At 70.1% G+C, this 22,898-nt stretch carries 19 protein-coding genes; 9 read left to right on the top strand and 10 right to left on the bottom strand.

Annotation, left to right across the window (positions count from 1 at the left end):
* The first annotated feature begins 163 nt into the window (after positions 1-163).
* Positions 164-1,528: an MFS transporter gene (locus V1L54_RS08910; RefSeq protein ID WP_330117360.1), complete on the top strand. Its 1,365-nt coding sequence runs from the start codon at positions 164-166 to the stop codon at positions 1,526-1,528.
* Here the strand turns inward: V1L54_RS08910 and V1L54_RS08905 are convergent.
* Entirely contained in the window at positions 1,500-2,984 is a 1,485-nt protein-coding gene (locus V1L54_RS08905) for a CCA tRNA nucleotidyltransferase (RefSeq protein WP_443076548.1), read from the bottom strand. The genes V1L54_RS08910 and V1L54_RS08905 overlap by 29 nt on opposite strands.
* A 233-nt stretch (positions 2,985-3,217) precedes the next feature.
* Between V1L54_RS08905 and V1L54_RS08900 the strand changes: the two genes are divergently transcribed.
* From V1L54_RS08900 to trxA, 7 genes are all read left to right on the top strand, one after another.
* Positions 3,218-5,677: a DUF6049 family protein gene (locus V1L54_RS08900; protein ID WP_330117359.1), complete on the top strand. Its 2,460-nt coding sequence runs from the start codon at positions 3,218-3,220 to the stop codon at positions 5,675-5,677.
* A 55-nt stretch (positions 5,678-5,732) separates the two neighbouring features.
* The gene (murJ, locus tag V1L54_RS08895; protein ID WP_330117358.1) at positions 5,733-8,135 is read left to right on the top strand and encodes a murein biosynthesis integral membrane protein MurJ; all 2,403 of its coding nucleotides are present in this window, start codon (positions 5,733-5,735) and stop codon (positions 8,133-8,135) included.
* Positions 8,136-8,277: 142 nt separating this feature from the next.
* Complete coding sequence (locus V1L54_RS08890; protein WP_330117357.1) at positions 8,278-10,098, top strand: protein kinase family protein; 1,821 nt, start codon at positions 8,278-8,280, stop codon at positions 10,096-10,098.
* Positions 10,099-10,144: 46 nt separating this feature from the next.
* Complete coding sequence (gene sigM, locus V1L54_RS08885; RefSeq protein WP_330117356.1) at positions 10,145-10,918, top strand: RNA polymerase sigma factor SigM; 774 nt, start codon at positions 10,145-10,147, stop codon at positions 10,916-10,918.
* Entirely contained in the window at positions 10,915-11,883 is a 969-nt protein-coding gene (locus tag V1L54_RS08880; RefSeq protein ID WP_330117355.1) for an RsmA family anti-sigma factor, read from the top strand. The genes sigM and V1L54_RS08880 overlap by 4 nt, the downstream gene beginning before the upstream one ends.
* A 130-nt stretch (positions 11,884-12,013) precedes the next feature.
* Positions 12,014-13,015 (top strand): thioredoxin-disulfide reductase, encoded by a 1,002-nt coding sequence (gene trxB / locus V1L54_RS08875; RefSeq protein WP_330117354.1) that lies wholly within the window; start codon positions 12,014-12,016, stop codon positions 13,013-13,015.
* A 59-nt stretch (positions 13,016-13,074) separates the two neighbouring features.
* Positions 13,075-13,404 (top strand): thioredoxin, encoded by a 330-nt coding sequence (gene trxA / locus V1L54_RS08870; protein WP_330117527.1) that lies wholly within the window; start codon positions 13,075-13,077, stop codon positions 13,402-13,404.
* A 116-nt stretch (positions 13,405-13,520) separates the two neighbouring features.
* Here trxA and V1L54_RS08865 read toward each other — a convergent pair whose 3' ends face one another.
* From V1L54_RS08865 to rpmH, 9 genes are all read right to left on the bottom strand, one after another.
* Positions 13,521-14,138: a GNAT family N-acetyltransferase gene (locus tag V1L54_RS08865; protein ID WP_330117353.1), complete on the bottom strand. Its 618-nt coding sequence runs from the start codon at positions 14,136-14,138 to the stop codon at positions 13,521-13,523.
* Between the two features lie 45 nt (positions 14,139-14,183).
* The gene (locus tag V1L54_RS08860) at positions 14,184-15,284 is read right to left on the bottom strand and encodes a ParB/RepB/Spo0J family partition protein (RefSeq protein WP_330117352.1); all 1,101 of its coding nucleotides are present in this window, start codon (positions 15,282-15,284) and stop codon (positions 14,184-14,186) included.
* Positions 15,281-16,354 carry a ParA family protein gene (locus V1L54_RS08855; RefSeq protein ID WP_330117526.1) on the bottom strand — a complete coding sequence of 358 codons (1,074 nt, stop codon included), beginning with the start codon at positions 16,352-16,354 and terminating at the stop codon, positions 15,281-15,283. Before V1L54_RS08855 ends, V1L54_RS08860 begins: the two co-directional genes overlap by 4 nt.
* Positions 16,355-16,594: 240 nt before the next feature.
* Complete coding sequence (gene rsmG / locus V1L54_RS08850) at positions 16,595-17,326, bottom strand: 16S rRNA (guanine(527)-N(7))-methyltransferase RsmG (protein WP_330117351.1); 732 nt, start codon at positions 17,324-17,326, stop codon at positions 16,595-16,597.
* On the bottom strand, positions 17,323-17,820 hold the full coding sequence (locus tag V1L54_RS08845) for a Jag family protein (RefSeq protein WP_330117350.1): 498 nt from the start codon (positions 17,818-17,820) through the stop codon (positions 17,323-17,325). The genes rsmG and V1L54_RS08845 overlap by 4 nt, the downstream gene beginning before the upstream one ends.
* 15 nt (positions 17,821-17,835) lie before the next feature.
* A complete protein-coding gene (gene yidC / locus V1L54_RS08840; protein ID WP_330117525.1) occupies positions 17,836-18,957 on the bottom strand; it encodes a membrane protein insertase YidC in 1,122 nt (373 codons plus the stop codon).
* A gap of 12 nt (positions 18,958-18,969) precedes the next feature.
* A complete protein-coding gene (gene yidD, locus V1L54_RS08835; protein ID WP_100200440.1) occupies positions 18,970-19,257 on the bottom strand; it encodes a membrane protein insertion efficiency factor YidD in 288 nt (95 codons plus the stop codon).
* Positions 19,254-19,646 carry a ribonuclease P protein component gene (gene rnpA / locus V1L54_RS08830; RefSeq protein WP_330117349.1) on the bottom strand — a complete coding sequence of 131 codons (393 nt, stop codon included), beginning with the start codon at positions 19,644-19,646 and terminating at the stop codon, positions 19,254-19,256. Before rnpA ends, yidD begins: the two co-directional genes overlap by 4 nt.
* 25 nt (positions 19,647-19,671) lie before the next feature.
* Positions 19,672-19,809 carry a 50S ribosomal protein L34 gene (rpmH, locus tag V1L54_RS08825; RefSeq protein WP_100200438.1) on the bottom strand — a complete coding sequence of 46 codons (138 nt, stop codon included), beginning with the start codon at positions 19,807-19,809 and terminating at the stop codon, positions 19,672-19,674.
* A 409-nt stretch (positions 19,810-20,218) separates the two neighbouring features.
* Between rpmH and dnaA the strand changes: the two genes are divergently transcribed.
* A complete protein-coding gene (dnaA, locus tag V1L54_RS08820) occupies positions 20,219-22,015 on the top strand; it encodes a chromosomal replication initiator protein DnaA (protein WP_330117348.1) in 1,797 nt (598 codons plus the stop codon).
* Positions 22,016-22,898: the final 883 nt, after the last annotated feature.

Genomic DNA, 22,898 nt, shown 5'->3' with positions numbered 1-22,898 from the left:
GCTCCGCCGAACGCCGCTGCCTCGTCTACTGTCCGGGCCCGTTGCCCAGACCCGTGTCCAGGCCCGTTGTCCAGGCCCTGTCCGGCCGCTTCCCCGGCCGTGCTCCGGCCTTCGGGGAGGGGTGTTCCGCGTACGGCATCCCCGGATGTGTGAGGCTGAGCGCATGGCTGTTGTGCGTGATCTGCGCGTGCTGCTGCGCTTCCCCGGTTTCCGCCGGCTGCTGGCCGTACGTCTGCTGTCCCAGTCGGCCGACGGCGTCTTCCAGGTCGCGCTCGCCTCCTATGTGGTTTTCTCCCCCGAGCAGCAGACCTCCCCCGCCGCCATCGCCTCCGCGATGGCGGTCCTGTTGCTGCCGTACTCGCTGCTCGGCCCGTTCGCCGGTGTACTGCTCGACCGCTGGCAGCGGCGGCAGGTACTGCTCCACGGAAACCTGCTGCGCGCCGTGCTGGCGCTGACCACCGCCACCCTGGTGCTGCTCTCGGTGCCGCTGTGGCTGTTCTATCTGGCCGCGCTGTCGGTCACGGCCGTCAACCGCTTCGTCCTCGCCGGGCTCTCGGCCGCGCTGCCGCGAGTGGTGGACGGTGAGCGGCTGGTGATGGCGAACTCCCTGTCGCCCACCGCCGGAACCCTGGCCGCCACCGCGGGCGGAGGTCTCGCCTTCGCCGTGCGGATCCCCGCTCCGGCGGGAGCGGCCTCGGACGCGGTGGTGGTGGCCCTGGGCGCCGGGATCTATCTGCTGGCGGCGCTGGCCACCCTGCGGATGAGCCGCGGGCTGCTCGGTCCCGATCCCTCCGGGGACCGGCCCCGGCTGGTCGAGGCCGTCACCGACACGGCACGCGGGCTGGCCGCCGGACTACGCCATCTGGTCCGGCGCCGCCGGGCCGCGCAGGCCCTCGCCTCGATGGCGGTGCTGCGCTTCTGCTACGGCGCGCTGACGGTGATGGTGCTGATGCTGTCCCGATACGCCTGGGACGGTGGAAGCGGTACGACCGGCGGCGGCACGTCCGGCGGCGGAAGCGGCGCCCTGGGCGGCATGACGCTGCTCGGTCTGGCCGTGGTCGTCTCCGGTGCGGGTTTCTTCGCGGCGGCCGTCATCACCCCCTGGGCCGTGAGACGGACCGGGCGGTTCGGCTGGATCACGGTGTGCGCGGCAGGGGCGGTGCTGCTGGTCCCCTCGCTCATCCCGCCCTTCGACCCCCTGCCGGTCCTGGCGGCCGCCTTCTCCGTGGGACTGGCCACCCAGGGCTCCAAGATCGCCACGGACACGATCGTGCAGTCCTCGGTGGACGACGCCTATCGGGGACGGGTGTTCTCGCTGTACGACATGCTCTTCAACACCGCTTTCGTCGGCGCGGCGGGAGTGGCCGCCCTGATGCTTCCTCCGGATGGCCGGTCGATCGCCCTGGTGGCGGTGGTGACGGCGCTGTACGCGTTGGTGGCCGCCGCCATGTTTCACGTGAAACGGAGCGACGACCACCGGGACGGCCCCAGCGGCACCATCACGTCCGCGCGGCCCACCACTCCCTGAGGGCGTCGGCCGCCGCGTCCCGTCCCAGCGGGCCGTGCTCCAGTCGCAGCTCCAGCAGATGGCGGTACGCCTCGCCCACCTCGGGGCCGGGGCGCAGCCCCAGGATCTCCATGATCTCGTTGCCGTCCAGGTCCGGCCGGATGGCGTCGAGTTCCTCCTGCTCCTTCAGCCGCGCGATCCGCTTCTCCAGGCTGTCGTACGCGCGTGCCAGGGCGTTCGCCTTGCGTTTGTTGCGAGTGGTGCAGTCCGAACGGGTGAGTTTGTGCAGCCGCTCCAGCAGGGGTCCCGCGTCGCGGACGTAGCGCCGCACCGCCGAGTCGGTCCACTCACCGGTGCCATAACCGTGGAAGCGCAGATGAAGCTCGACCAGCCGGGAGACACCCTTGATCATCTCCCCTGGGTACTTGAGCTTGGTCATCCGCGCTCTGGTCATCTTGGCACCGACCACCTCGTGGTGGTGGAAGGAGACCCGTCCGTCCTTCTCGAAGCGCCGCGTCCTCGGCTTGCCGATGTCATGGAGCAGGGCGGCCAGCCGCAGGGTCAGGTCCGGGCCGTCGTCCTCCAGGTCGATGGCCTGCTCCAGCACGGTCAGGGTGTGCTGGTAGACGTCCTTGTGCCGGTGGTGCTCGTCGCGCTCCAGCCGCAGGGCGGGCAGCTCGGGCAGCACCCGGTCGGCGAGGCCGGTGTCCACCAACAACTCCAGCCCCCGGCGGGGGTGGTCGGCCAGCACCAGCTTGTTCAGTTCGTCACGCACCCGCTCCGCCGAGACGATCCCGATCCGGTCGGCCATGGCCGTCATCGCGGCGACCACCTCGTCCGCCGGCTCGAAACCGAGCTGGGCGGCGAAGCGGGCGGCGCGCATCATCCGCAGCGGATCGTCGGAGAAGGACTCCTCGGGAGTACCCGGGGTGCGCAGCACCCGGCGCGCCAGGTCCCCCAGACCGTCGTGCGGATCGACGAAGGTCTTCCCGGGCAGCACGACCGCCATGGCGTTGACGGTGAAGTCACGGCGCACGAGGTCCTCCTCGATGGAGTCGCCGTAGGAGACCTCGGGTTTGCGCGAGGTGCGGTCGTACGCCTCCGACCGGTACGTCGTCACCTCGATCTGGTAGTCGTCCTTGCGGCAGCCCACCGTGCCGAAGGCGATACCCACCTCCCACACCGCGTCCGCCCACGGCCTGACCAGGGCGAGGATGTCCTGCGGCCGGGCGTCGGTGGTGAAGTCCAGGTCGTTGCCGAGCCTGCCCAGCAGCGCGTCGCGTACGGACCCGCCGACCAGGGCCAGGGTGAACCCGGCATCCTGGAAACGGCGGGCGAGGTCGTCGGCGACGGGGGAGACCCGCAGCAGCTCGCTCACGGCTCTGCGCTGCACCTCCCCCAGCTCCGCCGAGGGGGCTCCCCGGGAGAGACCGGGAGCGGGCTGCTGGGGGTGGCTGTCAGTGTTGGCGTTCGGCACAGCAGAACAGGGTACGTTGCCCTCCTCCCTCCGCTCCTCCCCGATCACCGCCCGGCCGTCAGCCGTCGCCCTTCCCACCGCCCGTCCACCGCCCGTCCGCGTCCGTGTGCCGGGCCGGTCCGGCACACGGACGGCTCCGCGGCACTCGCGGCGGCCGGGGATCGTTAGCATCTGGGGGCGTCAGACCAGCGGCCGCAAGCGGCGGGTCCGGCACCCGAACGACCGCAGACAGGATGGACGAGTACGTGGCCGAGGCGGCTAAGACCCCAGGGACGACACCCACCGCTCCTGCCCGGCGCCGCCGAACGGGACGCTGGGTGGCCGTCCTGACCGCCGTACCGGTACTGACCGGGGTCGTCCACACCCTCCCGGCCACCGCCGCGGACACCACCGTGCGCACCGCCCCGGGCACCACCACCGTGCGGCCCGCCGCGCAGACCGTACGGCCCGCCGCTCCCACGGCCGACGAGGCGGAGGAGACCTCGGTCTCCATCCACCGGCTCACCCCCTCGGTCCCGGAGAAGGACGGCTCGGTGACCGTCTCCGGCCGGGTCAGCAACAGGAGCCGGACGGCCGTCACCGACGCCCGGGTAGCGCTGCGCCCCGGTGCCCGGCTGACCGCACGCAGCGCGATCAGCGAAGCCGCCTCGCGCACCGGCTCCGTTCCCGGTGTGGACGGAGCCGAGCTCGACGGCGAGGGCAGCGCGGAGATCGGTGACATCCCGGCGGGCACCGGACGTTCCTTCACCCTCAGCGTGCCGGTCGAGGAGCTGTCGCTCGACGAGGCCGGGGTGTACCAGCTCGGGGTGTCGCTGTCGGGCCGGACGCGCGACGAACCGTACGACCATGTGCTGGGCATCGACCGCACCTTCCTGCCCTGGCAGCCCTCCGCACCCGACACCGCGACACAGCTGACCTTCCTGTGGCCGCTGATCTCCTCTTCCCATGTCACCGCTCTCACCGAGTCCGGCCGCCGGGAGCAGATCCCGATCCTGCGGGACGACGACCTCGCCGCCGAGATAGCGCCCGGCGGACGGCTCCAGCAACTGGTCGCCCTCGGCGCGGACCTGCCGGTCACCTGGGTGGTCGACCCGGATCTGCTGGCCTCGGTCGAGGCGATGGCCACCAAGCCGTACAAGGTGCTGGACGAGAACGGCGAGACGGTCCCGGGCAGGGGACGGAACCACGCCCGCCAGTGGCTCGCCGATCTCACCCGGGCGGTGGAGGGCGAGGAGGTCGTCGCCCTGCCCTTCGGCGACCCCGATCTGGCTTCCATCGCCCACCGCGGCAAGAACGTCGCCGGCGTCCTCGGCCATCTCGGGCCGGCCACCGAGCTGGGCAGGCTCACCGTGGAGACGGTGCTGTCCGTCGAACCCAGCACCGACTTCGCCTGGCCGGTGGAGGGCGCCATCGATCCCTCGGTCGTCTCCGTGGCCACCTCGGCCGGTGCCCGCAACGTCATCACCCGCAGCGACAGCCTGCGCGAGCCCGGCAGTCTGAACCACACCCCCACCGCCGCCCGGCCCATCGGCGGCGGCACCACGGCGATCGTCGCGGACTCCCGGCTGTCGAAACTGTTCCGGGGCGACCTGACCCGGGCGGAGAACACGGTGGACGCCGTACAGCAGTTCCTGGCCCACACCCAGGCGATCACCGCCCAGCTGCCGGACCGGCAGCGCAGCATCGTGGTGGCCCCGCAGCGGACGCCCACCACCAGTCAGGCCCAGGCGATGGCCAAGGCCGTCCGGGCACTCCGGCCCGACGGCCGCTGGGTGGAGTTCACCGGTCTGACCGAGGCCGCGAGTGCCAAGCCGGACCCGGCGGCCAGGCGCAAGGTGCCGGGCGAGCGCGCCTACCCCGCCGGACTGCGCAAACGCGAGATCCCCACCCAGGCCTTCCAGGAGATCCGCGCCATCCGGAACGACCTCGACGACTTCCAGAGCATCCTGTCCCAGCCCGAGCGGGTGCGGACCCCCTTCAGCAACGCGCTGCACCGCTCGATGTCCACCTCCTGGCGCGGCGCTCCCGGTGCCGCGGCACGCTACCGCGCTTCGGCACACGGCTATCTGCGGGGGTTGATGGGAGAGGTCCGGCTGGTCGAGAAGTCGGACATGAAGCTGTCCGGCCGCAGCGCCACCATCCCGGTGACCGTGCAGAACAACCTTCTCCAGGAGGTGGAGGGGCTGGAACTCCGGCTGGTCTCCGGCCGTCGGATCGGTCTGGACGTCGGTGAGGCACAGCCGGTGACGGTGGCGGGCGGGCACAGCCAGTCCGTGAAGTTCCCCACCACCGCCAAGGCCAACGGACGCACCTGGGTGGAGGCCCAGCTCTACACCGCGGACGGCGAGCGCTGGGGCGACCCGATGAGGTTCCAGGTGGAGGTCACCGAGATCACCTCCGCGGTGATGCTGGTGATCTCCGGCGGCGTCCTCCTGGTCGTCCTGGCCGGGGTGCGGATGTACACCCAGCGCAAACGCGCCGGCGACCGGCCGGACCCGGACGCCCCACTGGCGCCGCCGGCCGCCTCCGGAGAGCCCGGAGAGGACGAGGCGGACCCCGACGGGGGTACCGGTGACGGGCCCGCGGACGGCACCGGGAAGGATGCCGGACAGGAGCAGGCGGGTGACCGGGCCGCGGACGCCGGGCCCGGACGGCGCGGCCCGAGCGGTGTGGGTGAGAAGGTGGACCGTTGAGCGAGCTGTCGGGGCGGCCGGGAGCGGCCGCGAACGATGAGGTGGGGTTGCAGCGATGAACGCGCCGTACGACCGTGACCACGGCGAAACGCCGGGCGACGGGGATCCGGCCGTCCCGGACGGACAGGATCCGTACGGCCGGGACCCGTACGGCCGGGCACAGCACGGCCAGGAGTCCCCCGGCGCCCAGCACCTCTACCGGCAGCCTCCGCCGACCCGCCACACCCCCGATCCGCAGCACTGGGCCCCGACGCCCCCGCCCGAGCCGGAAGGCCTCTCCCGGCGGCTGCCCTACGGCGACGATCCGACGACCGTGCGCTTCACCGGCGTGGACGACCTCCTCAGCCGGGCACCGGACGAGGACGGCGGGCGGGCGCGCGACGACGCCTTCGCCCACCTCTACCGCGACCAGCAGCGGCCCGCGCCGCCCCCGCGGCAGCCGGACCACCGTGGCACGTACGAGCAGCCGCACGGGGCACCGGACCCGTACGCCGCCCGGCAGGCACCACCCCCCCGGCCCGCCCCGTACCCGCAGCAGGGCCCACAGGAGCCACGGGAGGCGTACGGGTCCCCGAACCCCCAGGGGAACCCCGGGAGCGCGCCATACGGCGCGCAGGACCCCCTGAGACCGCCGTACGGGCCCACCGCGCCGCCCGGTGGCGGGCCCGACGGGGCAGGTGGGCCCGCGGGGCGGCTCGCGGAACCGGGACAGCAGCCCCCGTTCCCCGGCTCCGTCCCCCAGCCCCCGCCCCAGCCGCAGGCGACCCCGGAGCCGGAGGGCGCCACGGCCCCGGCTCCCGCACCCGCCGGCGGTTCCGCCCGCCGCGGCGGCGGCATCCTCAAGTCCAGCGCCATCATGGCCGCGGGCACCATGGTCTCCCGGCTCACGGGCTTCCTGCGCACCCTGGTGATCACCGCCGCGCTCGGCGCCGCCGTCCTCGGCGACGCCTACACCGTGGCCTACACGCTGCCGACCATGATCTACATCCTCTCCATCGGCGGCGGTCTGAACTCCGTCTTCGTGCCGCAGCTCGTGCGTGCCATGAAGAACGACGCCGACGGCGGCGAGGCCTACGCCAACCGCCTCCTCACTCTGGTCACGGTGGTCCTCGGCGCACTGGTCGCGCTCACCGTGGTCGGCGCACCGCTGCTGGTACGGCTGATGTCGGTGTCCATCGCCGGGGATCCGCAGGCCAACAACGTGGCGGTCACCTTCGCCCGCTACTGCCTGCCGACCATCTTCTTCATGGGCGTCCATGTCGTGATGGGCCAGATCCTCAACGCCCGCGGCCGCTTCGGCGCGATGATGTGGACCCCCGTCCTGAACAACATCGTCATCATCACCACCTTCGGCCTGTTCATCTGGGTGTACGGGACGGCCCGCACCTCCGGGATGAGCGTGGGGACGATCCCGCCGGAGGGCATCCGGCTGCTCGGCGTAGGCACCCTGCTGGGGCTGGTCGTCCAGTCACTGGCGATGATCCCGTATCTGCGCGCCTCCGGGTTCCGCGTCCGGCTGCGCTTCGACTGGCGCGGCCACGGGCTGGGCAAGGCCGCCCGCCTCGCCAAGTGGACGTTCCTGTTCGTGCTGGCCAACCAGGCGGGCGTGCTGGTCGTCACCCAGCTCGCCACCTGGGCCGGCGAGGCCGCCGCCGGCGACGGCCACCCCGGCTCCGGCATCCTGGCCTACAGCAACGCCCAGCTGATCTGGCAGATGCCGCAGGCCATCATCACCGTCTCGGTGATGGCCGCGCTGCTGCCGAGGATCTCCCGCGCCGCCCATGACGGTGACCCGGGTGCCGTCCGCGACGACATCTCGCACGGACTGCGCACCTCGGCCGTCGCCATCGTCCCCGTCGCCTTCGCCTTCGTGGCGCTCGGTGTGCCGATGTGCCTGCTGATGTACTCCTCGGCGGGCGTCGACGCGGCCACCTCGATGGGCTACACCCTGATGGCCTTCGGTCTGGGCCTGATCCCGTACTCCGTGCAGTACGTCGTCCTCCGTGGTTTCTACGCCTACGAGGACACCCGCACCCCCTTCTACAACACGGTAATCGTCGCCGTCTGCAACGCCGCAGGCTCGGTGCTGTGCTTCCTGGTGCTGCCCAGCCGCTGGGCCGTCGTCGGCATGGCCGCCGCGTACGGCCTCGCCTACATGGTCGGTGTCGGCGTCGCCTGGAAGCGGCTGAGCCGCCGGCTCGGCGGTGACCTGGACGGCCCCCGGGTCGTCCGCACCTACGCCAGGCTCTGCGGTGCCGGCATCCCGGCCGCCCTCGCCGGCGGCGGGGTCGCCTACGCCCTCCTGCGGACACTCGGTGCCGGGTTCATCGGCGGTGCCGTGGCCCTGGTCGCCGGTGGCCTGGTGCTGGCCGTGGTGTTCGTACTGGCCGCCAAACGCATGCGGGTGGCGGAGCTGAACGCCATGGTGGGTATGGTGCGCGCCAGGCTGGGCCGCTGACGGCCGGTATGAACGACCGCCCGGCACCCGCCGCACAACCATTGGCCATCCCCGTGTGTCGTGCATAGCGGCGGACTGTGGGCACAATTATCTCTGGCTGTGTTGACAACAGGCTGCAACGGATGGGGAGGCAGGAGCGACGGTGGCGGAACGGAGCACGGCTGCCGTCGACGTGGCCGACAAGAGCGGCGGATCAGGTGGCGAGCAGAAGCCGCCCGCCGACGAGGCGGAGAAGGCCACGGCCGACGGTACAACGGCCCAGGACAGCGATGACTGCGACGCGGCGGACGGTGTCCGGACCGCGGATACCGAGGGCTCCGGAACGCAGCCCGCCGAAGAACCCACCGAAGAATCCACCGAGGAGTCCCCCGAACCGGCGCCGACGGCGCCCCCGCCCTCCAGAGCAGCCCAGCCACCCCAGCCGCCCGAACTGCACAGCGGTCACAAGCTCGCCCGGCGCTACCGTCTGGAGGAGTGCGTCACCCGTCTGGACGGCTTCAGCAGTTGGCGTGCCGTCGACGAGAAACTGCGCCGCGCCGTCGGTGTGCACCTGCTGGCAGCCGACCATCCACGTGCCCGCCCCGTCCTCGCCGCGGCCCGCTCCGCGGCCCTCCTCGGCGACCCCCGTTTCGTACAGGTCCTGGACGCGGTCGAGGAGGACAACCTCGTCTACGTCGTCCACGAGTGGCTTCCGGACGCCACCTCCCTCGCCACCCTCCTCGCCTCCGGCCCGCTGCCCACCCACGAGGCATACCAGCTCGTCAGCCAGATCGCCCAGGCCATGGCCGCCGCCCACCGCGAAGGGCTGTCCCATCTGCGGCTGACCCCCGGCTGCGTCCTGCGCACCGCCGCCGGCCAGTACCGCATCCGCGGTCTCGCCGTGAACGCCGCACTGCGCGGCATCACCTCCGACCATCCCCAGCGCACCGACACCGAGGCGATCGGCGCACTGCTCTACGCCTCCCTCACCCGGCGCTGGCCGTACCGTGAGGACGCCTACGGGCTCAGTGGCATGGCCGAGCTGACCGGTGACTCCCTGGTCCCTCCGGACCAGGTCCGCGCCGGGGTGCACCGCGGACTCTCCGAGCTGGCCATGCGTGCGCTGGTCAACGACGGCGCCACCGCCTCCCGTCAGGAGCAGCCCTGCACCACACCGGAGGAGCTGACCAAGGCCGTCGCCGCGCTGCCGCGCATCCGCCCGCCGGAGCCCGACTTCGCCGTGCCACCGCCTTACCAGCGCCCCGTCCGCCCCCAGGGGGGCTACGGCACTCCCGCCGCACGGCCTCCTCTCGCCGCGGGCGGACCGCCCGCGGCGGTCGTACCGCCCGCGCCTCCCGCGCTCCCCGGCCGTACCGGCAAGGCCCTGAAGTGGAGCGTCTCCGCGCTTCTCATCGCCGCGCTGGGGCTGGGGAGCTGGCAGCTCGCCGACGCCCTGATGAAGGGAGATGCCTCGGCGCCGGATCCCGGACGGAGTCCGATCGCACAGCAGAAGGCGCCGCAGAGCGATCCCACGGGCAAGCCCGTCGAGATCTCCCTCGCCAAGGACTTCGATCCGTTCGGCAGTGACGGCACGGAGAACGGTGACCGCGTTCCCGCCGCCGTCGACGGCGACCCGGACACCTACTGGCAGACCTCGCGCTACGCCAACGCGAAGTTCGGCAATCTCAAGAACGGGGTCGGACTCATCATCGACCTCGGCGAGCAGCAGCAGGTCAGCAGCGTCAGGATCGACTTCGTGGGAGACACCTCCGTCGACTTCCTGGCCGCTTCGAAGAACACCGCGGACATGCCCGCCTCCCTGGGTGATTTCAGCAAGGTCAGCAGCGACTCCGGCAGCAAGGTGGAGCTGAAGGCCGAGAAGCCCATCAGGACGCAGTACATCCTGCTGTGGCTCACCGAGCTCCCCCTGACCCCGGAGGGCAACTACCGTGGCCGCATCGCGGAGGTGGAGGTCCTCAGCTGACCGGCCCCCGGTGAACGACAGCGGCTTCTCTGGAACGGGGCGGAGGGTGGACGACGAGATGACGGACGGCACCGCCGCCGAGGACACGGCCGGGGAACCAACAGGAGAGACGGCCGGGAGTACAGCCGGCCCCGGTGCGGGCCCCGTCCCCACCGACCACCAGCTCCTGGCCCGTCATGTCGCCGGTGATCCGGATGCCTTCGGCGAGATAGCGCGCAGGCACCGCGACCGGCTGTGGGCGGTCGCCCTACGTGTCCTGGGAGACCGCGAAGAAGCCGCCGACGCGGTCCAGGACGCCTTCGTCTCCGCCTATCGGGCCGCCCACACTTTCCAGGGCCGGTCCGCCGTCACCACCTGGCTGCATCGCATCACCGTCAACGCCTGTCTGGACCGCGCCCGGCGGGCCGCCAGCCGGCGCACCTCGCCCGTCGCCGAGCCCGAGCGGCTGGAGCAGCTCCTGGAGCCGCACGAGTCGGCGGCGATGCCCGCCGAACGCAGTGACCTTCACCGTCAGCTCGTCGCCGCGCTCTCCCAGCTGCCGCCCGAGCAACGGGCCGCACTCGTCCTCGTCGACATGCAGGGCTATCCGGTCGCCGAGGCCGCCCGCATCCTCGATGTCGCCGTCGGCACCATCAAGAGCCGCTGCGCACGCGGCCGCGCCCGGCTGCTGCCGCTGGTCACCCATCTGCGCTCCGACGCATCGCCGGGGGATAGCCCGGCAGGCAGCGGGGGAAGGAACCGGACGCAAGGGGCGCCCGTCCCACCGGCACGAGGAAAACCGGGCACCGGGGCCGTGAAGGGCGGAGGTGAACACGCATGACGACCGCGTCTTCCGCGTCGTTCGACACGGACGGGCACCCCGAGATCAACGAGATCTCCGCTCTCACCGAAGGGCTGCTTCCCCCGGAGCGCTCAGCCGATGTGCGCGCACATCTGTCCGGCTGTGAACTGTGCGCGGATGTGCGGACTTCCCTGGAGGAGATCCGGGACGCGCTGGGCACCCTGCCGGGGCCCACCCGGATGCCGTCCGATGTCGCGGGCCGTATCGACGCCGCGCTCGCCGCTGAGGCCCTGCTGGACGCCACCACTCCCGGGAGCCGGGAGGCGACCACCTTCTCGCAGGTCCTCCCCACCGAAGCTTCGGCGGGTGTTTCACGTGAAACCGACCCTCTGCCCCGCCCAGCCGGGCACGCCCGCGGAGCGACCGGCCCAGGAAGGACGGCTCACCCCCCGCGCCGCCGACGCGTGAGGGTACTGCTCGCCACTGCGGGCACGGTGGCCGTCCTCGGTTTCGCCGCCCTGTTCCTTCCCGGGCTGGACGAGAGTTCCTCGACCACCGCCGGCGAGCAGTCCGCGGCGGACGCCGGGGACACCGGGGACACCGGGGACGCTGCCGCCCGCTCCGAGAACGCCCCGGCGGACGACGAGCTGGAGGCGCGGGTGCGAACCCTGCTGGAGGGCGCCGGAGAACCTGGGAAGTCGGAGGCGCGGAGGGGGGACGAGAAGGAGGGCACCTCCGAGTTCAGTGCCGAGACCGGTCCCAGCACACCACTGCGCGGCGATGTGGTCACGGTGCCGATGTGCGTCAGAGAAGGTATCGGCCGTACTGAGGCGCCGCTGGCCGCCGACAGGTATGTCCACAAGGAACGGCAGACGTATCTCGTGGTCCTGCCGGACGAGACAGACGGTGCGCGGGTGGACGCCTATGTGGTCGACGCGGACTGCGTCGGGAGTTCACCGCCCTCCCCGGGCACGGTGCTCACTGTCCGCACATACGAGCGCTGAGGGAGCACTCCGCGGCGCTGCCACCGAGTGGGAATGCCTGCCTCATAGGATTCGTTGGGTGGGGTGAGCCTGTTTCGAGGCCACGCCCAGACATCCAACGGCAGACCCATCGGCAGACAAGGAAGACTCCGTGAGCGACGTCCGCAACGTGATCATCATTGGCTCCGGGCCGGCGGGCTATACCGCGGCGCTCTACACCGCACGTGCCTCGTTGGAGCCCTTGGTCTTCGAGGGCTCGGTGACCGCGGGCGGTGCGCTGATGAACACCACCGAGGTGGAGAACTTCCCCGGTTTCCGCGACGGCATCATGGGCCCGGACCTGATGGACAACATGCGTGCCCAGGCCGAGCGCTTCGGAGCCGAACTGGTCGCCGACGACATCACCGCAGTCGATCTGGAGGGTGAGGTCAAGTCGGTCACCGACTCCGCCGGCACCGTGCACCGCGCCCGGACGGTCATCGTGGCCACCGGCTCCCAGCACCGCCGGCTTGGCCTGCCGAAGGAGGACGAGCTGTCCGGCCGCGGAGTGTCCTACTGCGCCACCTGTGACGGCTTCTTCTTCAAGGGCCAGCACATCGCCGTGGTCGGCGGCGGTGACACCGCCATGGAGGAGGCCACCTTCCTCTCCCGGTTCGCCGAGAAGGTGACCATCATCCACCGCCGTGACACGCTGCGGGCCTCCAAGGCGATGCAGGAGCGGGCCTTCGCCGACGAGAAGATCACCTTCGCCTGGAACAGCGAGGTCGCCGAGCTCCACGAGGATGGCGGCAAGCTGTCGGGGCTGACCCTGCGCGACACCGTCACCGGCGACACCTCCCACCTGCCGGCCACCGGCCTGTTCGTCGCCATCGGTCACGACCCGCGCACCGAACTGTTCAAGGGCGTGCTCACCCTGGACGAGGAGGGCTATCTGAAGGTGGACGCGCCCTCCACCCGTACCAACATCCCCGGAGTCTTCGCTGCCGGTGATGTCGTCGACCACACCTACCGTCAGGCCATCACCGCCGCCGGCACCGGCTGCTCCGCCGCCCTGGACGCCGAACGCTATCTGGCAGCCCTGGTCGACGCCCCCGAGAAGCACGTCGCCGAGCCGGAGAAGACCGACGAGGCAGCAGCCGCCGCCGCACTCTGAACCGTCTCCACCGATCGCCCTCCGTTCCCGTTCACCACAGAGACCCGAGAAGCAAGGAGATCACCATGGCCACCGTGACCGCCACTGACGCCGACTTCGAGGATGTCGTCCTCAAGAGCGACAAGCCCGTCCTGGTCGACTTCTGGGCGGCCTGGTGCGGTCCGTGCCGGCAGATCGCCCCCTCGCTGGAGGCGATCTCGGAAGAGCAGGCCGACAAGATCACTGTCGTCAAGCTCAACATCGACGAGAACCCGGCCACCGCCGCCAAGTACGGGATCATGTCCATCCCGACCATGAACGTCTACAAGGGTGGCGAGGTCGTCAAGACCATCGTCGGCGCCAAGCCCAAGGCCGCCATCGAGCGCGACCTGGCCGACTTCATCGGCTGACGTTTCACGTGAAACAGGCCCGCCCTCATCCGGGGGTGGGCCTGTTGTCATGTCGTCGTGCGTCGTCTCGTCATGGCTGACCACATGTCCCACGGAGACATGCTCCACGGAGGCCGCTACAGCGGCCTGAGCGCGGGCTCCTTGTGCACCGCTCCCAGCAAACGGTCGATCGCCAGCTCGACATCCTGCTTCCAGGACAGGGTCGTCCGCAGCTCCAGCCTCAGCCGGGGATGGGCGTGGTGCGGTCGCACCGTCTTGAACCCGACCGCGAGAAGATGATCCGCAGGGAGCACACACGCGGGTTCCTTCCAGCGCGCATCTCCGAACGCCTCGATCGCCTTGAACCCTCGCCGCAGCACATCCTTCGCCACCGCCTGCACCATCACACGGCCCAGCCCCTGCCCCTGGTAGCCGGGCATCAGCCAGGCGGTGATCAGTTGCACCGCGTCCGAGGACACAGGACTGGTGGGGAACGCCGCCGAGCGCGGCACATAGGCGGGTGGGGCGTACAGCACAAAGCCCACCGGCACACTGTCGACGTAGACCACCCGTCCGCAGGAGCCCCACTCCAGCAGTACCGCCGATATCCAGGCTTCCTTCTCCAGCTCCGGCCGTCCCGCCTTCACCGCGGCATCACCGCTGACAGGATCGAGCTCCCAGAAGACACACCTGCGGCAGCGCTTGGGAAGATCCGGCAGGTTGTCCAGTGTGAGAGGAACGAGTCGGCGCCCCATGGAGACATCGTATCCATGGGGCGCCGCTTGTCCTCGCTCTTGGATCTACTCGCCGCTGTCGTCGTCTCCCCGGGAAAGCTGCTGTTCCAGCAGCTGGTCCTCGCCGGGTGCGAACTGGCTCAGAATCCTCTCCAGATCCTCCATCGAGGCGAACTCGACGACGATCTTTCCTTTCCGCTGTCCCAGATCCACCTTCACCCTGGTCTCGAAACGGTCCGAGAGGCGGGTCGCCAGATGATCCAGAGCGGGGGAGACCCGTTTACCGGCCCGCGCCCTGGGCCTGCTCCGGCTCTTGGGCTTCGTGTCCATCAAGGTCACGATCTCCTCGACCGCCCGCACCGACAGCCCTTCGGCCACGATGCGGTGCGCGAGCCGGTCCTGCTCCTCGGAGTCCTCCACCGACAGCAGCGCGCGCGCATGACCCGCCGACAGCACACCGGCCGCCACCCGCCGCTGCACCGACGGCGAGAGCTTCAGCAGACGCAGTGTGTTCGACACCTGCGGCCGTGAGCGGCCGATACGGTCGGCCAACTGGTCGTGCGTACAGTTGAAGTCCTTCAGCAGTTGGTCGTACGCCGCCGCCTCCTCCAGCGGGTTCAGCTGTGCCCGATGAAGGTTCTCCAGCAGGGCGTCCAGCAGAAGCTTCTCGTCCTCCGTGGCCCGGATGATCGCCGGGATTCTCTCCAGTCCCGCCTCCCGGCAGGCCCGCCAGCGCCGCTCCCCCATGACGAGCTCATAGCGCTCCGGTCCCAGTCGGCGCACGACGACCGGCTGGAGCAGACCGACCTCCTGAATGGAGGTGACCAGTTCCGCCAGGGCGTCCTCGTCGAACACCTCCCGCGGCTGCCGAGGGTTGGGAGTGATGGCGTCGATCGGTACTTCGGCGAAGTGGGCTCCCGCCGGTTCGGTGTCCACAGCGGACTCGGTTTCACGTGAAACGGCACTCCCGTACCGTTCCTCGTCCTCTGCCGGCGAGGTCGCCCTGGAAGCTGCCAGCCCGCGTCCGGGTGTCAGCACCGGAACCGCGGTCGGCGACAGCGCACCGTTCTCTCCCACCACCGGGCTGACATGGTCGTCCGCTCCCGTGGGCGCCGCGGGAATCAGCGCACCGAGCCCTCGACCCAGTCCTCTACGTCGTTCCGTCACTGAGTCCCCTCCACCGTGTGCTGTCCCTGCTGCTTGCCCGCGCCTCGCAGCGCGATCTCCCGGGCCGCCTCCAGATAGGAGAGCGAACCGCTGGAACCCGGGTCGTAAGTAAGAACCGTCTGCCCGTAACTGGGGGCCTCGGAGATGCGCACCGATCGCGGAATATTGGTCCGCAGGACCTCCTTGCCGAAGTGCCCGCGCACCTCCTCCGCCACCTGGGAGGCGAGCCGGGTCCGGCCGTCGTACATCGTCAGCAGGATCGTCGAGACATGGAGCTCGGGGTTGAGATGTCCCTTCACCAGCTCGACGTTCCGCAGCAGCTGTCCCAGCCCTTCCAGGGCGTAGTACTCGCACTGGATCGGAATGACCACCTCGGCACCGGCGACCAGCGCGTTGACGGTCAGCAGGCCGAGCGAGGGCGGACAGTCGATGAAGATGTAGTCCAGCGGCTGCTCATAGGCGACGATCGCCTTCTGCAGCCGGCTCTCCCGGGCCACCAGGGACACCAGCTCGATCTCGGCACCGGCGAGATCGATCGTGGCTGGCGCGCAGAAAAGGCCCTCCACATCCCGTACGGGTTGCACCACGTCCGAGAGCGGCTTTCCGTCCACCAGGACGTTGTAGATCGAGGGCACCTCGGCATGGTGGTCTATTCCCAGGGCTGTGGACGCGTTCCCCTGCGGGTCGAGGTCGATCACCAGCACCCGAGCCCCGTGCAGGGCCAGCGAAGCGGCCAGATTGACCGTGGTCGTGGTCTTCCCGACCCCGCCCTTCTGATTGGCGACCACCATCACCCGGGTCTCCTCGGGCCTGGGAAGACCCTCACCGGTACGGTTCATCGCCTCGACCGCCTGCTGGGCAGCGCGGCCGACCGGCGTGGAGACATCCCCGTCGTACCTGGGGGAGGCGTCCATCGGGGGCGGAGTCTCACTCATCGTTTCACGTGAAACATCCGCCGTTTCAGAACGGGGACCCGGGACCGGGTCGGTCATCGGTCCCGCAATATGGCCGTCGGACCGCAACGGTTCACTCTCCTCGACGTCAGGCTCGCGATGAGGAGAGCCTGCCATGTCACCGGGGTCGGGAACCAGCGAACCCCGCTCACCTGTGGATGAATCCACCTCCGAGCGGGGCTCCGATGAACGCGGTGTAGTCGAACGCCCACGATGGATGAAACCGGACAGCAGAAAGCGACGTTTCACGTGAAGCACGATGCATCCATACGTACCGTCGGACACGGCGACACTCCGCAGGCGGCCTCTATGGCGGCTTTACGGAGTAACCGGCACCCCACTCGAGGAGCAGCACCGTCAGCGCCTGCGCCGCGCTCCCCGGGGACGCCCACTCCGTGCGGCCTTCGCTTTCTTCGCGGCGAAACGAACCCCACCAGGGCTCTCCCCGACCTCGGCCCGCACCACGGTGGCCGACGGCTCCACCAGGCCCTGGCCGACCCGGAGTACCGAGGACTCCACCACTCCGAGCTTCTGGAGCGCGGCACGCGCACCCCTCAGCTCCTCCTCGGCCGTGTCGCCCTTGAGTGCGAGCATCTCGCCGTACGGCCGCAGCAGCGGAATGCCCCATCCGGCCAGCCGGTCCAGCGGGGCCACCGCCCGGGCCGTCACCACATGCACCGGCGACAGTGAGCCGAGCACCTCCTCGGCCCGTCCCCGCACCACGGACACATGCTCCAGCCCGAGTGTCTCGACGACTTCCTGGAGGAAGTTCGTCCGCCGCAGCAGCGGCTCCAGCAGGGTGATCCGCAGATCGGGACGCACCAGCGCCAGCGGAACCCCCGGTAGCCCGGCTCCCGACCCCACATCGCAGACCGTTACGGCCTCGGGGACGACCTCCGAGAGCACCGCGCAGTTCAGCAGATGGCGCTCCCACAGCCGCGGCACCTCACGCGGTCCGATCAGCCCGCGTTTGACACCCACCTCCGCCAGCAGCTCCGCGTAGCGGACCGCGTCGGCGAAACGAGCACCGAAAACCTCCCGCGCCACCTCGGGCGCGGGAGGGAGGACGGACGACGCGGGCTCCGTCACGGCAGTACGACCACGCAGCGCTGTGGTTCCTCGCCCTCGGACTCGCTGCGCAGACCGGCCGCGGCCACCGCGTCATGCACGACCTTGCGCTCGAAGGGCGTCATCGGCCTGAGCTTCACCGGCTCGCCGGTGCGCTTCACCTCTTCGGCCGTCCGGTTCCCCAGCTCCGTCAGCTCATCACGCTTGCGGGCCCGGTAACCGGCGATGTCCAGCATCAGCCGGCTGCGGTCGCCGGTCTCCCGGTGCACCGCGAGCCGGGTCAGCTCCTGCAGCGCCTCCAGCACCTCGCCGTCCCGGCCGACCAGTTTCTGCAGATCGCGGCTCTCGACATCGCTGACGATCGACACGGCTGCGCGGTCGGCTTCGACGTCCATGTCGATGTCACCGTCGAGATCGGCGATGTCGAGGAGCCCCTCGAGATAGTCGGCCGCGATCTCACCCTCCTGCTCAAGGCGGGTCAGGGTGTCGGCGCCCTCTGCGGTCGTGTCCGTCACGAGTGGACTCCTTCTTTACTTCTTGGACGGGTGCTTGGGGCGCTGCGAGCCCTTGCGCTGTCCGGGCTTCTTCTTCGACTGCTGCCCGGTGCGCGCCGGCCGACCGCCCTGGGGGGTCTCCTTGGTCATCGACGGCTTCTGGCCGGCCGTCTTCTCCGCCTCGGCCTCGGCCCGCGCCTCGTTCTCCTTGGCCTCGGCCTGGGCCGCGGCGGCCTGGCGCTGGGCCTTGGTCATACGCCGGGGCTGCTGCCGGTTGGCGCGAGCGGTCTCGACCGCCTTCTTCGTCTCGATCTCCGCCGGGTCCTCCTTGAGCTTGCCCTTGGCCCGCAGCTTCTCCTGACGCTGCTTGTAGGCCAGCGAGCCCGGCGTCGGGTTGCGCTTGATGATGTACATCTGCTGGCCCAGGGTCCACACGTTGGTGGTCAGCCAGTAGACGAGGACACCGACGGGGAAGTTGATGCCGAAGACGGCGAAGATGACCGGGAAGACGTACATCAGCATCTTCTGCTGCTGCATGAACGGCGTCTTCACCGTCAGGTCGACGTTCTTCGTCATCAGCTGGCGCTGCGTGTAGAACTGCGAGGCGGACATCAGCAGGATCATGATGACCGTGACCACACGGACGTTGACCAGCGTGGCGCCCAGCGCCTCCACCTTGTCCGCGCTGTCCATGAACCGGGCGGCGATCGGAGCGCCGAAGATGTGCGCGTTACGGGCGCTGTCCACCAGCCCCTGGTCGAGGACACCGACCTCACGGCCAATGGCGATCTTGTTCAGCACCTGGTAGAGCGCCAGGAAGAACGGCGACTGCGCCAGAATCGGAAGACAGCTGGAGAGCGGGTTGGTGCCCGTCTCCTTGTACAGCTTCATCATCTCTTCCGACTGGCGCTGCCGGTCGTTCTTGTAGCGCTCCTGGATCTTCTTCATCCTCGGCTGGAGCGCCTGCATGTTCCGCGTCGCCTTGATCTGCTTCACGAAGAGCGGGATCAGGGCGATACGGAGGACGATCACCAGCGAGACGATGGACAGACCCCAAGCCCAGCCGCTGTCCTCGTCGAACACGAGGCTGTACAGCTTGTGGAACTGGACGATGATCCAGGAAACAGCGGTATAGAGAGGACCGAAGATCGTGTCGATCGTGTCCACGAGTCAGGCTCCTTGGGCATTGGACTGAGTCCGGTGCTGCCAGCGACTGCGCAGTCGCTGATGCCAGACCGGGTGCTTCCGGGCAGGAACGTGATCCACCCCACCGGGCGACCATGGGTTGCAGCGCAGAATGCGCCAGGCGGTCAGTGCCGTCCCTTTCACCGCGCCGTGCCGGTTGACGGCCTCGTAGCCGTAGTGCGAACACGACGGGTAGTACCTGCACACCGGACCGAGCATCGGGCTGATGGTCCACTGGTACAGCTTGATCAACCACAGCAGCGGGTACTTCACGACGGCCCTCCAAGCAGCCGCTGCAGTGCGGTGTCCAGATCTCGGGCCAACCTCTCGCGGTCCGCCTCACCCGCACCGGGCAGCGCCCGTATGACCATCAGGCTACCGGGCGGCAGTTCGGTAATCCTCTCCCGGACCAGATGGCGAAGCCGCCGCTTCACACGGTTACGGACCACCGCGTTGCCCACGGCCTTGCTCACGACGAAACCCGCACGCGCCGGGGGAGCGCCTCCCTCGGCGGCGTGCGGGTCCGAATGTCCCCCGGCACCGGAGTGGGGGGACCCCCTGCGCAGATGGACGACGAGAAGCGGACGCCCGGCCCGGCGTCCTCGTCGTACCGCGGCCGCGAAGTCCTCGCGCCGCCTCAGCCGGTTCTCGGTGGGCAGCACGACACGGACCCGCGGGCTGAACTGGTCAGGCCGACAGACGGGCGCGGCCCTTGCCGCGGCGGGCCGCGACGATCGCACGGCCGGCGCGGGTCCGCATGCGCAGCCGGAAACCGTGGGTCTTCGCGCGACGGCGGTTGTTCGGCTGGAAGGTGCGCTTGCTCACTCGGGGGCTCCAGGAATGTTCGTGTCTCGAAGAGACGTGTGGGGCGCCGACTGGCTGTCACCGTGCGCCCACGAGTAGCTCGCAACGCCCGAGTGCACCGCTTCTCTGATCGCCAGGATCTTGCCCATCGGAGGCAGGCGGCAGCAGCCATCGACAACTCGACCTGGTTACGGTACGCGCGCCCGAGCCGTCCGGTCAAACCAGGGCCGGCCGGGGGGTTCTGTACACAGCCTGTGGACAACGACTTGAACCGCGCACACCGCGCTGACTACCGTGGCCGAACTTCCGTTTCCTCCCAGCCGTCCCGAGAACCACACCCGGGTGGGACCGGACCACCGGCGCGGACCGCCCGCCCGACCGATCCCACACCCCCCGAAAACGCCCCCCAGCGAGTGAGAGAGCGTGTCCCGTGGCTGACCTGCCTGCCGATCTTGCCGCAGTGTGGCCACGCGTGCTGGAGCAGCTCCTCGCCGACGGCCAGGGCGTCGAGGCCAAGGACCAGCGGTGGCTCAGAGACTGCCAGCCCCTGGTGCTGGTGTCCGGCACCGCGCTGCTCGGCGTGCCCAACGAGTACGCCAAGGGCGTACTGGAGGGACGGCTCTCCCCGCTGATCACCGACACGCTCAGCCGCGAGTGCCAGCAGCCCATCCGCCTGGCGATCACCGTCACCGACCCGGTGCCCGATCCCTCCCCGCCGGCTCCGGTGCCCCCCGCACCCGCGGCCCCGGAGCCTCCGCAGCACCACCAGTCCCCCCCGCACCAGCAGTCTCTCCGTTTCGACGAGCCGCGCTACGACACCCACCACCAGCAGCACGGCGACCGGCACGGTTCCCAGCACGGTGCGCGCCATGACGAACGGCCCGAGCTGCCGAACGCACGTCCCGCGTACCCGGACTACCCGCACACCCAGCGGCACCAGCCGGGCTCCTGGCCCAGGCCTCAGGAGCCCGAGGCCTGGCAGCCGCCACGCGATCCGTACCCGCCCCAGGGCCCGACGTACGAGCCCCCCTCCTACGACCGGCACCGGGCCTCGCCCTACGACCAGCCCCCGAGGCCGCGCTACGACGGCCCCGGAGCCATGGGACGGGGCGACTCCCCGCAGCTGCCGGCGCCCAGCGGCGCGCCCGGCCCGCTCGCCGCACAGCCGGCGCCCGCGACCGGCCCCGGCGAGCCGACGGCCCGGCTGAACCCGAAGTACCTCTTCGACACCTTCGTCATCGGCGCCTCCAACCGCTTCGCGCACGCCGCCGCGGTCGCCGTCGCCGAAGCACCGGCCAAGGCGTACAACCCGCTGTTCATCTACGGCGAGTCCGGGCTGGGCAAGACGCATCTGCTGCACGCCATCGGCCACTACGCCCGCAGCCTCTACCCGGGCACCCGGGTGCGGTACGTGAGCTCGGAGGAGTTCACCAACGAGTTCATCAACTCCATCCGCGACGGCAAGGCGGACGCGTTCCGCAAGCGCTACCGCGACATGGACATCCTGCTGGTCGACGACATCCAGTTCCTGGCGAGCAAGGAGTCGACGCAGGAGGAGTTCTTCCACACCTTCAACACCCTCCACAACGCCAACAAGCAGATCGTGCTCTCCTCCGACCGGCCGCCCAAGCAGCTGGTCACCCTGGAGGACCGGCTGCGCAACCGCTTCGAGTGGGGGCTGATCACCGATGTCCAGCCGCCCGAACTGGAGACGCGCATCGCGATCCTGCGGAAGAAGGCGGTCCAGGAGCAGCTGAACGCGCCGCCGGAGGTGCTGGAGTTCATCGCCTCGCGGATCTCGCGCAACATCCGCGAGCTGGAGGGGGCGCTGATCCGGGTCACCGCCTTCGCCAGCCTGAACCGGCAGCCCGTCGACCTGGGCCTGACGGAGATCGTCCTGAAGGACCTCATCCCCGGCGGCGAGGACGCCGCCCCGGAGATCACCGCGGCCAACATCATGGCCTCCACGGCCGACTACTTCGGGCTGACGGTGGACGACCTGTGCGGCTCCTCGCGCAGCCGGGTCCTGGTCACCGCGCGGCAGATCGCCATGTACCTGTGCCGGGAGCTGACCGATCTGTCGCTGCCGAAGATCGGCGCCCAGTTCGGCGGCCGGGACCACACCACCGTGATGCACGCCGACCGCAAGATCCGCGCGCTGATGGCCGAGCGCCGGTCCATCTACAACCAGGTCACCGAGCTGACCAACCGCATCAAGAACGCCTGACGGGCGGCCGGCGGCAGGGCGGGGCGGGCACCCGTCCACCGCTCCGGAGCCGTCCCCGTCCCCGCTGCACATCCCGCCGTGTATCCCCGTGGCGTCATCCCCGCCGCGCGTCCGCGCACACCCGCACGCATCCGCGCCGAGCCCCCGGACCCTCCGGGGGGCTTCTCGCTGTTCGATTCCACGGGCCGGAACGGCACCCGGTCCACAGCTACACCGCTCAACCGCCGTCCACACGCTGGGGACCGCCGAGTTTTCCCGACCGTGTCCACAGGAGGGCCCGGCTGTGGTCGGATGGAGCAGGTCAGGACCCTGGGGATCTGTTGTCAACAGTTGTCCACAGGGTGTGGACGGACATCGGGCCCACGACGGGAGAGCCGAGTTGTCCACCGCCCGCCCACAGGCGGAGCGGTGTTGTGCACAGCTTCTCCACAGCGCTGTCCACTGTTCGGCAACGTGACGCGCCATGTCACCGATCCGTGTGAAAGGCGTCACACCGAGAGGCCCGGTTGGCCTGTTGAGAAGTCGGGTAAAACTGTGGGCGACCCTGGGGAGAAGCCCGGGATCCCTGTGCATCGAATGTGCAGAACTTTCCGGTGTCCACAGCCACCCCCTCCCCGTCCACCGCCCCGCCCACAGGGCCGGTGGACAAAATATCCGTCGTGACCTGCGTGAACGGGGTTATCCACGGTTTCCACAGGCCCTACTACTACGACCACGGATATAAAGCGGGAACTTCGCTCGGAAACGGGCCCTGTGCACAACTCGGCCCGGACGCCCCGCACGCCGCTCCGCCCGACTTGACCCCGACCCGCCCCGGCTGTCAGCCGGGTGCGTCAGACTGGTCTCCGGCAACAAGCCGACGACGAAGATCAGCAGGGCGAGC

This window comes from Streptomyces rubellus (genome assembly GCF_036323805.1).
Lineage (GTDB): Bacteria > Actinomycetota > Actinomycetes > Streptomycetales > Streptomycetaceae > Streptomyces.
The sequence above is the reverse complement of the archived record's forward strand: the minus strand, read 5'-3'. Positions and strand labels throughout refer to the sequence as shown.

What these genes read in the sequence shown, in the direction of transcription:
- V1L54_RS08910 (WP_330117360.1), top strand. Translation starts at nt 164, where the DNA reads ATGGCTGTTGTGCGTGATCTGCGCGTGCTGCTGCGCTTCCCCGGTTTC.
- V1L54_RS08900 (WP_330117359.1), top strand. Translation starts at nt 3,218, where the DNA reads ATGGACGAGTACGTGGCCGAGGCGGCTAAGACCCCAGGGACGACACCC.
- murJ (WP_330117358.1), top strand. Translation starts at nt 5,733, where the DNA reads ATGAACGCGCCGTACGACCGTGACCACGGCGAAACGCCGGGCGACGGG.
- V1L54_RS08880 (WP_330117355.1), top strand. Translation starts at nt 10,915, where the DNA reads ATGACGACCGCGTCTTCCGCGTCGTTCGACACGGACGGGCACCCCGAG.
- V1L54_RS08865 (WP_330117353.1), bottom strand. Translation starts at nt 14,138, where the DNA reads ATGGGGCGCCGACTCGTTCCTCTCACACTGGACAACCTGCCGGATCTT.
- V1L54_RS08855 (WP_330117526.1), bottom strand. Translation starts at nt 16,354, where the DNA reads ATGGCAGGCTCTCCTCATCGCGAGCCTGACGTCGAGGAGAGTGAACCG.